Source organism: Bacillus cereus group sp. BfR-BA-01310 (genome assembly GCF_022664325.1).
GTDB lineage: Bacteria > Bacillota > Bacilli > Bacillales > Bacillaceae_G > Bacillus_A > Bacillus_A paramycoides.
Genome location: NZ_JAKUHD010000003.1, coordinates 70,620 through 82,703, shown reverse-complemented (window position 1 = coordinate 82,703; position 12,084 = coordinate 70,620). Strand labels below are relative to the sequence as shown.

The window sequence follows — 12,084 nt, the reverse complement described above, 5'->3', positions numbered from 1 at the left end:
TTTTATTTTCAAAAAATAAATATTAAAAGTTTTTTATTTATTTTTCGAAAAACTATTGACTATGATAATGATAACCATTATCATTTATTACGAAGCCAACAATTGATGAATCAACCAAACGCTCAGTAACATTGTTACCCCTCTTTTTCATATAGAAAAGCACTGTACATTCCCCCTGTTTGTACAGTGCTTTTCTTGTTTGAATTTATTCAAATAAATTTAATTGCTCTGGTTTTGGCTCACCATATGTAATACTCATCATTTCCATCAACTGTTTCGCATTGTCCGCCGCATCCCCACCCGAATTATTGTTAAACAATACGTATATGTCCTTAGCCTTTTTTTTCAATTGCTCTAATCGTTCTACCCATTCTTCCAACTCATTATTTTTGTAGCGATACAAACAACGAACTGCTCTCCAATTTTCTCCTTTGTCCAGCCACCCATGAACATTCCGGCCATGAAAACGTATTAATGCCATATCTGAGTTCGTTGCTTCTAATATGAGTGGCACTGATCCTATTCCCGCCTGTGGTTCGTCACAAATTGTATGAATCCATTTTTCCCGTTCTAAAAACTGTAACGTCTTATCTCTCATTTCCGGATAAAACCATGTTTGATTTCGAAACTCTATTGCACACGGGAAGCCTTCCATTTTTTCTTTCGTATATCGAAGTAAATCTACATTTTTCTTTTTACAATCAAACCATGGCGGATATTGGAATAAAATCATTTTTAATTTATTTGCATCTTTTAACGGCAAAATCGATTGTTTATAAACATCAAACATCTCTTCAAACGTAGAAAAAGGAATTTCACCTTTCATATGTCCTGTCATCCCTTGATAAGCTTTTACTATAAAAGAAAAATCTTTTGGCGTTTCCATCGCCCATTTTGTATAATTTCGTGCAGGTTGTATCGCATAAAATGAGCTATCCACTTCCACGATTGGAAAATCCCCACTATAAGTTCGCAATTTATTTCTATTTTCATAAGGATTAATATATAAAGAATCGTGATCTCCCCATCCCGTCACTCCAATATAAAGCAAACGAATTCCTCCCTTCCCAACTTCATCTTAAACTCATTCTATTTACTTCACCAAAACCCTATCCGACCAATTTCATAAAGTAGCTCTTTCTTTAAGAGTATCCGTATAAAAATATGATATACTAGATGGAAGAATTTTTAAATTGAGGAGTTATTTATTTATGCTTCAAGACGACACTATTTTATCTCATGAAAATCGAATAAAAGAATTAGAAAATAAAGTACGGTTTTATGAAGAGCTTGTGAATCAATTACCACATCATTTCACATATAAAAATCCACATATTGGTTTACAAATAAAAAAAACGAGAACGTCTCATTCTATTCAGCACATACAAAAAGAAGATAAAGAGCCTAAATTTCATCTTACTTGCGATTCATTGTTCTTATTTGAACAACTCGAAAAACATTTTGTTCATATTTTCGATGCTTTTTCGCATCACGTCACTTTTATTGATAGTAAAGGTAACATTACATTATGTAACCAAGCTGCAGCAGATGATTTGGGTGTAGTACGAAATTCTATAATTGGAAAACCAATTCAACAATTATTAAACTTGCCTGAAGAAAAAATTAAAGCTATTGAAACGTTAAAAACGGGAACTGAAATATATAATGAAGAAGTTTTAGACAAAAATTATGGTATCGTAAATAACCGCATTATTCGCGATTATAATGGAGATATTTTCAGGGTTATTAGTGTATTCCATTATTTAAATACAGAACGGGATGCCGAAAAGTTTTCCTTAGCTGGACGAATAGCAGCTGGGATTGCACATGAAGTACGAAATCCCCTTACAACGGTACGTGGATACTTGCAATTTTTACAAGAGAGCGTTTCTCCATCCAATAAAGAGTTGTTTAAAAGTCTACTCATCCCTGAATTAGATCGTGCAAATAGCATTATTACAAAATTTTTAGCTATTTCAAAAACGCGTGAATTTACTAGAGAGCCGTTTCCCATCAATACATTTTTACGCGAGTATATTCAACAACTACTCGCTAGTGAAGTTTTTTTACACAACATTTCTATTGATTATAATTTTTCTACCGAATTAGATGATGTACTCGTCAATATTGATCGTCATGAACTCGTACAAGTTTTTTTAAACTTATTTCAAAATGCTGTCGATGCTCAAGGGGAAAAGACTCTTTCTATTCAAATCACTAGTTATCGCTTAGATAATTTTGTTCGTATTACTTTCAAAGATAACGGAACCGGTATTCCTCCAGCTATTCAAGAATATATATTTGATCCATTCTTCTCTACAAAGGATTCAGGAACCGGACTCGGATTATCAGTAACAAAGAAAATTATTCAAAACCATAATGGCACATTAAAAGTTTCTAGTGATCAAAGTGGGACAACTTTTACTATATCCATTCCATTATTGCCAAAAAGAGATAATTGAAGTTTCGATAAAGTGAACCTTTAATCAATGGGGGGTGTTCATCCCCCATTGATTATTAGCCCTCAACAATCGAAGTCTTACTGCCTACAGTAAATACTATTTCTATTCCTAACACAGGGGAAACAACAGCTATACTTTCTGTCTTCCGAAGTTACTAACTTTTAGTTTTTAACCTTATTTTTGAAAAACCAAGCATAGTTGATTTATAGTAATCTGTATTATTTTGATTGTAAGTTAAATCTCTCTTTTGATAAAAAGGAGCACTTATTTGGGAGGATAAGTGCTCTTTCTTTACGTTTCTTTACCTCAAATTTACTCTAGCTTAATCCTCATTTTGTATGATAAATAATGAAGACAAAGATATGAAAGAGGGATGAAAATGAGAGTTATATCACTGACACGTTTTTGGATTGCTCTTATGATATGCATAATTTTATGCATAGGATTTTTTTCAACTCTAAAATATTCAGCTATATCAAAAGCAGATAGCAAAACAGTTCCATACGAACTACTGTATACAAAGCAAAACAACGTTCCTTATTCCTCTTCCACACAGAATGAAAAAAAGGTTATAAAAGGAATGCTTATTACAGAGGCTTCTAGTTATGAACACCTACTTCAAATTGCCGAAACGATTAAAGATCAATATAAAAATAAAGACGTTGATGAAATAACACTTTCTATCCATAATAAAAATACTGGAAGTTACGAAGAAGAATTACCATATGAACCCATTAGTAAAGGAATAATAACCGTCACGTATGATTCTCAATCCTTCGGCAGTACCAATGTTGCGCTCAACAAATAAAGTGGAATTTTAATCAGTAGGGATTTTCCCCATCCTCACTGATGATTAGCCAACCGGGCTTTTACCACAAAAAAGAGGCGAATCTCGTTATTCGCCTCTTTCTTTTACCAAAATGATGGAATCCACTCTTTCACTTTATCAATCCACTCTTGTTTCTGTTCTTTTCTTTGTTGTTCCTCTTCTTTTCTTCGCTTTTCTTCCTCAATCGTTTTTAATTGTTTTGTATAGTCCGCCTCCGATATTAACGATAACTGAAATGCTTTTTGAGCAGGGTTTCCGTTCGCTTTTTTCATAATATCCCGGAACATTGTCGTTGTAATTTGGCTGCCCCCTGGCACATAATGCTCACTATCAGTTTTATCATACCCTACCCAAATCGCGCCTACTAAATCCGGTGTATATCCAACAAACCATGAATCCTTTGCACCAGCACTTGGTCCATTTACAAGCTGAGTAGTTCCTGTTTTTCCGGCTGTATCAATATTATTAACTTTCGCTTTTTCACCTGTTCCTTTTTCGACAACACCTTTTAATAAGTATGTCATCTTTTGAGCAATTTTCTCGCTCGTCACACGTGTTTCTTTCTTATACCATTTCCCAATTGTTTCACCTTCAGCATTTTGTATCTCTCTAATCGCATGGGCTTCTATTTGGACACCATCGTTTGCAAATGTACTATACGCTTGAGCCATGACAAATGGAGAAGTCCCCATATGCATACCTCCTAAAGCGATCGGATACGTACGGTCTTCAGGCTCTAATGGAATACCAAAGCGTTCTAAAGATTTTAATCCTTTATCTAATCCGATTTGCTCTAACAGCCAAACAGCTGAAACGTTATACGATTTTGCTACCGCTTCATACATGGTCACATTACCGTGAAAAGTATGATCACTATTTTGTGGTTTATATTCTTTAATATTAAACGGTTCATCTTTTAAGACATCGTACACTTCATATCCTTCCTCTAAGGCTGGTACATACACAGCAAGAGGCTTTAATGTTGATCCTGGTTGCCTTTTTAATTGCGTCGCATGATTAAACTGTAAAAATTGATAAGGACCTCTGCCCCCAACTAAAGCTGGAACACCGCCTGTTTTTGGATTCATAAGGACGACTCCAGTTTGCATAAGCTGGTCTGATCCACTATCTTTAAAATAGTTATCATTATTCACAACATCTTCTACAGCTTGTTGTTTTTTCGGGTCAAGCTCTGTATAAATACGATAACCACCTGCTAAAATTTCATTTTGTGTCAATTCGTACTTGTCCATCGCTTCTCTAACAATATAGTCTACATATTGAGAATATTTCCCCTTATATTTATCATCTACACCACGCTTTAATACTAGACCTGCTTCTTTCTCCTTACTATACTGTTCTTCAGAAATATACCCTTGCTCTTTCATTAAACTTAATACGACATTACGTCTTTCAATTGATTTATTAAAGTTTTTATAAGGTGAATACGCAGACGGCGCTTTAATTAATCCCGCAATCGTTGCAGCCTCTGATATTGTTAAGTCTTTTACCTCTTTATCAAAATAAGATTTAGCTGCTCTTTTTATACCCCAAGCACCTTCGCCAAAATAAATTTGATTCATGTACATTTCAATAATTTCATCTTTCGTATAAGTACGTTCAATTTTTTTAGTTAAAAAATATTCTTTAATTTTACGTGAGAATGTACGGTCTTGCGTTAAAAATACATTTTTCGCAAGTTGTTGCGTAATTGTACTTCCCCCCGCTACAACTTCACCCGCTGTAATATTTTTGAAAACCGCACTAATAATTCCACTATAATAAATGCCATGATGACTAAAAAATTCCTTATCCTCTACTGCAACAATTGCCTGAACCATGATGTCAGGAATATCTTTCCTTTTAACTCCTTCTGTTTTAGAAGAGGCTAATTTGGTTGCAACTTCATTATTGGCATCGTAAATTAAAGTCGGTTGTGGAACAGCTTGTTTTAATTCAGATATGTCTTGAATGGAAATTATTATATTCACAGCAACAAATAGAGTAACGAGTAAACTCCCCAATACAATTAATGAATTGCGCAGTTTCTTCCTCTGGTTGAACCATTCAAGCATTTTTTTAAAGTGAGTGTTCTTCAATTTCATTCGTTCACTTCCTTCATTTGTTTACACTCTTCTTTTTAAAAGGAAGAATATACCTCCTTTTAAATTTATTATAATAACGTAGTCGTTCCTATAGTGTAAAGCTTTTCTTTAACATTCATACTTTTTGCAAGAAAAGGACATTCTACAAGTAAGATATTCATTATTAAGTATTAATATTATTAATACAACAATGTGAGTTATGTTAAGTTTTTGTAAACTTTTCGATAAAATGTTTTAAAAAACGACAGTTTTTTGTTAGAATTGACTAGCCAATATATTTTACATATATTACTTTTGTGGGGGTAACAATAATGGTCTTTAAATCAAAAAAAGATAAATTTTCTGAAATGCTAATGAATGTTTCCGAAAATTTAAAAGAAGGCGCGCAGTTTTTCGTGGAGTATAAAATTAAAAATGCTAGCGATTTAAAAGAATTTTCTATGCGCATGAAAGAGTATGAGTCAAAAGGTGACTCATTTATTCACGAAATCATTATGGAGCTAAACAAAGCGTTTATTACTCCTATTGAACGTGAGGACATCCTACAGCTTGCAATGAGTATGGATGATGTATTAGACGGATTAGATCACAGTGCTGGTCTATTCGAAATGTATTCTATTACAGAAGCTGATGAATACATGATTAAATTCGTTGAAGCAATTAATCAATGTGCGATTGAGATTGCAAACTCTGTTGAACTTCTGTCTAACAAAAAATTAGTCGACATTCGTACAAATGCGATTAAAATTAAGGATTACGAGTCACAATGTGATGATATTCGCCGTCATGCGATTAAGCACCTATTCTCTCGTGAAAAAGATCCGATTAAGATTATTCAATTTAAAGAGATTTACGAAGAGCTTGAAGAAGTGGCTGATAGCTGTCAAAGCGTTGCAAACGTATTAGAAACAATTATTATGAAGAACGCGTAAGGAGTTTGATCATGGATACACTCTTGATACTGACCGTTTTAGTAGTCATTTGCGCTTTAGCTTTTGACTTTATCAATGGATTTCACGATACAGCAAACGCTATTGCAACGGCTGTTTCAACGAAAGCTCTAAAGCCTAGACATGCAATTATTATGGCAGCTATTATGAACTTTTTAGGTGCAATGACATTTACAGGTGTAGCAAAAACGATTACAAAAGATATCGTTGACCCATTTGCCTTGCCAAATGGTTCCCTTGTAATTTTAGCTGCTTTGCTTGCAGCAATAGCTTGGAATTTGATTACTTGGTACTACGGTATTCCAAGTAGTTCTTCGCATGCAATCATTGGAGCAATCGCTGGTGCTGCAATTGCTGCTGCTGGTTTTAGCTCATTAAACTTTAAAGGGTTCATAAAAATTCTTGAAGCTTTAATCATTTCACCGATTATCGCTTTTGTTATTGGTTATATCGTATACAGTATTTTTAAAGTGGTCTTTAAAAACTTTAACTTAACGAAAACGAACAAAAACTTCCGTATATTCCAGATCTTCACTGCAGCATTACAAGCCTATACACACGGTACGAATGATGCACAAAAAGCAATGGGAATCATTACGATGGCTCTTATGGCCAATAACTATCATACTTCTAGCGACATCCCGTTCTGGGTACAGTTATGTTGTGCAATTGCAATGGGGCTCGGTACTTCTGTCGGTGGATGGAAAATTATTAAAACTGTCGGTGGACAAATTATGAAAATTCGTCCTGTAAATGGTGTAGCTGCTGATTTATCATCATCACTTGTTATTTTCGGTGCAACATTCATTCACTTACCGGTTAGTACGACGCACGTTATCTCTTCTTCTATTTTAGGGGTTGGTGCTTCTCATCGTGTGAAAGGTGTAAAATGGGGAACTGCAAAACGCATGTTAATTACTTGGGTGATTACACTTCCTATTTCAGCTTCTTTAGCTGCGTTATTTTACTACTTATTACACTTAATCTTTTAATCAAAAGTCGTCTTCCTTATTTTTCTAGGAAGGCGACTTTTTTGTGAACAAGCCTATTTCTTATTAAAAAGCGTGTATAATGATTGTTGGATAAGTTATATAGAGGAGTTGGCAATTTTGGAATACATCATGTTACTTTTCATCGGATTAATCGCGGGGACAGTCGGGAGCCTAGTCGGACTTGGGGGCGGAATTATTATCGTTCCGTTATTAATTGGATTGCACAGTTTATCACCACAACTCGCAGTGGGAACTTCTATGGTAACAGTCGTTTTTACAGGGCTGTCTTCTACCCTTACTTATATGAAACATAAACGGGTAGATTATAAAAGTGGACTTATTTTATTTATCGGGAGTGGCCCTGGTGGTATTATCGGATCATGGGCGAACAAATTTTTAAACCAAGATACATTTTCTTTATACTTTGGGATTTTCCTTATATTCGTCTCCATTCTTCTTATGCTACGAGACAAATTAAAACCTCTTTCCTTATCAAATATGACTGTAATTAAGCGTTCTTTTACAGATAACGAAGGAAATACTGTACACTATCAATTCCCACCGTTTCTCGCTATCTTTATTGCCTTTATAGTTGGATTTATATCTGGTTTATTCGGAATTGGTGGTGGCGCCTTGCTTGTTCCAGCAATGATGCTCCTTTTTGCATTCCCAGCACACATTGCTGTAGCCACTTCAATGTTTATCGTATTTCTATCAGCAATTGTAAGTTCTTTAACTCATATTTCTCTTGGAAATGTCAGCTGGATGTATGCATTAATTCTTATTCCTGGCGCATGGATTGGCGGAAAAATCGGGGCTTATATTAATACAAAATTAAGCGGTAATGCCGTAATTAATTTATTACGTATCACATTAATAATTCTTGGAACTAGATTAATCATTACCTCACTTTTATAACGCGTTCTTTCTAGAATGCGTTTTTTCTTATACACATGAATATAAAAAGGCTCCTAGGAGAACAAATAAAACTACACAAACACTTAATAGCATAAAATTTGAAATATGTACTTTCTTCAAGTTGATCACTCCTATAGCTGCGACTGTTATCTTTATGATAGCGAAAAAACAGCTTTCTTACAGTTACAAAGTGCTAACAATGCAAAATCATTTATTACAAATTTTATCCTTATATTTCATTTCTTTGTATATTCTATCGATTCAATAAAAAAAGATGTCATATTGACACCTTTTTAGTGAAGAAGTGACCATCCCATAAAGTCTTCATGTACTTGGCACGCCCTCTTATCGTTTCGATCATATAGTTCAGCATAACTATCTGTTTCTTCATCATAAGCCATCGTATAAATAATTTGGCCGTCTATTTCAACGGATAAAACGACTCCACCTTTCATCTCTTCTACATGAATGATGGCATTCGCCGGAATTTTCATATCCGTCATCTTCATCGCATCTAACAATATACTAAACCCCCTACAGCGTATTCATTGCTAGTACTATTACACACTAAATAGTATACTACTGTAATAGCATACATTTCGTCAATGAAATTGCTGTTTAAAAAGCATATTGTCTTTATACATATACGCTAAAATAGAAGATATAGAAATGTTTAAATGGGGGGCTAACATTGATTTTACACAAAGGAGATGTACTATTCCGTCAAGGCGAGGACGGTCCTTTATATTTTATAAAAACAGGTTTATTAAAAGTGGTAAGGCTACAAGAAGACGGAACACCATTTTTGTTCAACATTATCGTTCCGGGTGAAACGATACCTCACCATTCTTTAATTTCACCGAAGGAATATCACGGTACAGCTATCGCTTTAATAAAAACAGAAGTTGAACCTATTATTAGTGGTGAATGGTACGATAAACTTCAGGCGAATCCTGAATCCTATGCTGACATCGCTATGCAATTGCAATCAAAATTAAGAATGATGCAACAACGTATTGATCAATTGACAACCGTCTCTCCGAAAGAACGTCTTCATCGTTTACAAGAGTGGTTCACACTATATTTAGGTGACATTCCTATATATGAAATATTAACGCAAACTGAAATTGGTCAACTAATAGGAATACGCCGTGAAACAGTAAATCGATTATTAAGAGAACAAACAAAAAACGAGGCAAAGTAACGCCTCGTTTTTTGTTTGTTCAAATTTCACCTATTGTAAGCTTGCTGCTGGACCGAAAAATTCATAATGAATGTTCTCTGGTTTAACGCCTAACTCGATTAATACAGCATTAATATGTTTCATGAATGGCACTGGACCACAGAAATAAAATTCTGCTTCTGTTGTTGGAATAATAGACTGTAACCATGCACTTTCGATAAAGCCTTCTTTATCAAAGTTCTTCATTTCTAAATCTTTTTCAGTTGGTGCAGAATAGCAAGTATATGCTTTAACTTGTTCGTATTCATTGTCTACTGCCTTAACGTGTTCTTTCATTGCATGTGTGTTACTATTTATCGCTGCATGAACAAAACATACTTTACGTTTTGAGTCTTGTTCAATTAACGTATTTAACATACTCATCATCGGTGTAATACCTACTCCACCACTAATTAGTACAACAGGTACAGTTGAATCCATATTTAATACGAAATCTCCCGCTGGTGCACTTACTGGTAAAATATCCCCTTCTCCTACATGATCATGTAAGTAATTAGATACTTTACCGTCTGGTGTATCTACACCTTTTTCTTTCTTTACACTAATACGATAATATTCTTTTCCAGGAGCGTCAGACAAGCTATATTGACGATTATGTGTATATGTTTCACCTTTAATATTTATTTGAATCGTTACATATTGTCCTGGGATGAATGAAGAAACTTTCCCTCCATCTTCAGGTTTTAAATAAAATGACGTAATAACATCGCTTTCCTTCACTTTTTTAACAATCACAAAGTTGCGGAAATCTTTCCATCCACCTTCTTTATGTGCAGCTTCTTCATACATCCCAGCTTCAATGCTAATGAATGCGTCAGCGATGACACCATATGCTTCTCCCCATGCATTTAAAACTTCGTCTGGCGCGCCTGCAACCTCTTTAATCGCTTGTAGTAAGCATGTACCTACAATCGGATAATGCTCCGCTTTAATGCCTAAACTTCTATGTTTATGACCGATTTGTTTTACAACTGGAATAATAGCTTCTAAATTATCAATGTACATCGCAGCTGCATAAACAGCATTTGCCAACGCTTGTTGTTGTCTTCCCTTTTTCTGATTTGTATGGTTGAAAATATTTAATAACTCCGGATGTTCCGAGAATAAAATTTGATAAAATCTCGTTGTAATTTCAACGCCTTTTTCTTGTAATAATGGTACTGTTGACTTTACGATTTCAATTGTTTTTGCACTTAACATTGTATCCCTCTCCTCTATTTCCTTAACTGTTTTTAGTTTAACTGAATTGTATAATACATATTGTGATTTTAATCACTATTAACATGGTGTTTTTGTGAAAAATATATGAACAATGCATATTCCTTTATAAATTCTTCCTATCATTTCGACACTATTTTCTACACACTTCTCCTTGGCAAGTGCTCTTGTAAAACAACATACCCTTCATAAGCTGTATAACCAAGTATAGCCATTAATCCGATATAACAAGCAAATACTGTCCATTTCGTTTTCGTATCGACTTTATAATAATTTTCTTGTTGTCTCTTTTCTATTTCCCATTCATTTAATTTTCTTTCCGACACTTCAAATGCTTCTCTTATACGAATTGTATACTCATCTTTTTCATCTTCATATGGGACATAATCAAGTGGCTCAAACTTTGGTAAAAGGTACTCTAACACTTCGATTTTTTGAAATTCTCCCGTTTTTAATTCTTTCTCTCTTTGTCTTAATACATTCATCTCATGGTGAATCATATAAATCGTTCGATGTACCGCACCAGTTTCCTTTAGTTCCTCTTCAAGCCTAGCAACATATTCCTTCATTCCATCTATTTTATATCCTAATTCCTTAATCGGCTCATCTCTCTTTATTACTCTATATAGTTCCATACAGCCGATAATAAAAATAAATCCCCCAAAAATACTTTTGAAGTAAATAGAATAGCCGAGTAGTAAAACAAGCCCTGCTCCCCAAATTTTCGTACTTACAACTGAAATAATTCGTCCGCCATCTAGTGGGGAAACTGGAATTAAGTTAAAGAAATTAATCATACTTCCAAGTAAAATAATTAGCGCCCAAAACGGCTCTTTCGTTACCATATAAAGTGGAATGGCCGGTAAAAATGAAAGCAATCCGAAAAGAGGTCCCATATATGCAATATAAGCTTCATCTTTTGCATTTTTCGGCATCTCTTTCATCCCAATAAGAGCTCCCATAAATGGAATGAAGATCGCTGGTGATGTAGGGATTCCTTTTCTTCTCGCTGCCCATAAATGCCCCATCTCATGAACAAACAACAAATAAACGAGCGCTACTCCAAACTTCCAACCATATATAACTGCGTATGCACCAAGTGATAAGAACATACTAAATACGGTTGAAAATTTTGCTAGCTTAAAAATCGCAAATATCCATTTTAACTTTGATAGTAAAAATAACCCTATTGCGACGATAATTCCCCATAATCCTTTTTTATTATTTTTCATATTCCTCTCCTTTACATCACCTTAATGAGTCATACACTCTCATCAAAGTCTATCCTTTTCTCTATTATGACATATTTTTCTCTTTTCTTAGAAATAATGTTTATATCATCCATTTTTAGCCGAAAATATAAGTGA

The 12,084-nt window shown here is 34.4% G+C and carries 11 protein-coding genes; 6 read left to right on the top strand and 5 right to left on the bottom strand.

From position 1 onward, the window contains the following. Positions 1–205 precede the first annotated feature (205 nt). The gene (locus MR109_RS08445; protein ID WP_242271761.1) at positions 206–1,051 is read right to left on the bottom strand and encodes a DUF72 domain-containing protein; all 846 of its coding nucleotides are present in this window, start codon (positions 1,049–1,051) and stop codon (positions 206–208) included. Between the two features lie 160 nt (positions 1,052–1,211). On the opposite strand from MR109_RS08445, the gene MR109_RS08440 reads away from it, so the two are divergent. Both MR109_RS08440 and MR109_RS08435 read left to right on the top strand, forming a co-directional pair. Further along, positions 1,212–2,462: a PAS domain-containing sensor histidine kinase gene (locus MR109_RS08440; RefSeq protein ID WP_242271752.1), complete on the top strand. Its 1,251-nt coding sequence runs from the start codon at positions 1,212–1,214 to the stop codon at positions 2,460–2,462. A gap of 379 nt (positions 2,463–2,841) precedes the next feature. Next, positions 2,842–3,270: a hypothetical protein gene (locus MR109_RS08435; RefSeq protein WP_025147267.1), complete on the top strand. Its 429-nt coding sequence runs from the start codon at positions 2,842–2,844 to the stop codon at positions 3,268–3,270. Positions 3,271–3,374: 104 nt separating this feature from the next. On the opposite strand, the gene MR109_RS08430 is transcribed toward MR109_RS08435, so the two are convergent. Further along, positions 3,375–5,396, bottom strand: coding sequence for a transglycosylase domain-containing protein (locus MR109_RS08430; RefSeq protein WP_242271750.1), 2,022 nt, complete (start codon positions 5,394–5,396; stop codon positions 3,375–3,377). Between the two features lie 311 nt (positions 5,397–5,707). Here MR109_RS08430 and MR109_RS08425 point away from each other — a divergent pair, with 311 nt between their 5' ends. From MR109_RS08425 to MR109_RS08415, 3 genes are all read left to right on the top strand, one after another. Then, positions 5,708–6,328, top strand: coding sequence for a DUF47 domain-containing protein (locus MR109_RS08425; RefSeq protein WP_025147269.1), 621 nt, complete (start codon positions 5,708–5,710; stop codon positions 6,326–6,328). A gap of 11 nt (positions 6,329–6,339) precedes the next feature. Continuing rightward, on the top strand, positions 6,340–7,338 hold the full coding sequence (locus tag MR109_RS08420) for an inorganic phosphate transporter (protein ID WP_048370490.1): 999 nt from the start codon (positions 6,340–6,342) through the stop codon (positions 7,336–7,338). 117 nt (positions 7,339–7,455) lie between these two features. Then, entirely contained in the window at positions 7,456–8,256 is an 801-nt protein-coding gene (locus MR109_RS08415; RefSeq protein WP_071721192.1) for a sulfite exporter TauE/SafE family protein, read from the top strand. Between the two features lie 293 nt (positions 8,257–8,549). On the opposite strand, the gene MR109_RS08410 is transcribed toward MR109_RS08415, so the two are convergent. Next, on the bottom strand, positions 8,550–8,777 hold the full coding sequence (locus tag MR109_RS08410; protein WP_002171100.1) for a hypothetical protein: 228 nt from the start codon (positions 8,775–8,777) through the stop codon (positions 8,550–8,552). A gap of 170 nt (positions 8,778–8,947) precedes the next feature. Here MR109_RS08410 and MR109_RS08405 point away from each other — a divergent pair, with 170 nt between their 5' ends. Then, complete coding sequence (locus tag MR109_RS08405; protein WP_002171099.1) at positions 8,948–9,460, top strand: Crp/Fnr family transcriptional regulator; 513 nt, start codon at positions 8,948–8,950, stop codon at positions 9,458–9,460. A gap of 30 nt (positions 9,461–9,490) precedes the next feature. Here MR109_RS08405 and hmpA read toward each other — a convergent pair whose 3' ends face one another. Both hmpA and MR109_RS08395 read right to left on the bottom strand, forming a co-directional pair. Continuing rightward, positions 9,491–10,699: an NO-inducible flavohemoprotein gene (gene hmpA / locus MR109_RS08400; RefSeq protein WP_242271749.1), complete on the bottom strand. Its 1,209-nt coding sequence runs from the start codon at positions 10,697–10,699 to the stop codon at positions 9,491–9,493. A 158-nt stretch (positions 10,700–10,857) separates the two neighbouring features. Next, entirely contained in the window at positions 10,858–11,949 is a 1,092-nt protein-coding gene (locus MR109_RS08395) for a site-2 protease family protein (RefSeq protein WP_242271747.1), read from the bottom strand. Positions 11,950–12,084: the final 135 nt, after the last annotated feature.

Coding starts and splice junctions, on each gene's coding strand:
- MR109_RS08420 (WP_048370490.1), top strand. CDS start 6,340: ATGGATACACTCTTGATACTGACCGTTTTAGTAGTCATTTGCGCTTTA.
- MR109_RS08395 (WP_242271747.1), bottom strand. CDS start 11,949: ATGAAAAATAATAAAAAAGGATTATGGGGAATTATCGTCGCAATAGGG.
- MR109_RS08430 (WP_242271750.1), bottom strand. CDS start 5,396: ATGAAATTGAAGAACACTCACTTTAAAAAAATGCTTGAATGGTTCAAC.
- MR109_RS08435 (WP_025147267.1), top strand. CDS start 2,842: ATGAGAGTTATATCACTGACACGTTTTTGGATTGCTCTTATGATATGC.
- MR109_RS08440 (WP_242271752.1), top strand. CDS start 1,212: ATGCTTCAAGACGACACTATTTTATCTCATGAAAATCGAATAAAAGAA.
- hmpA (WP_242271749.1), bottom strand. CDS start 10,699: ATGTTAAGTGCAAAAACAATTGAAATCGTAAAGTCAACAGTACCATTA.
- MR109_RS08425 (WP_025147269.1), top strand. CDS start 5,708: ATGGTCTTTAAATCAAAAAAAGATAAATTTTCTGAAATGCTAATGAAT.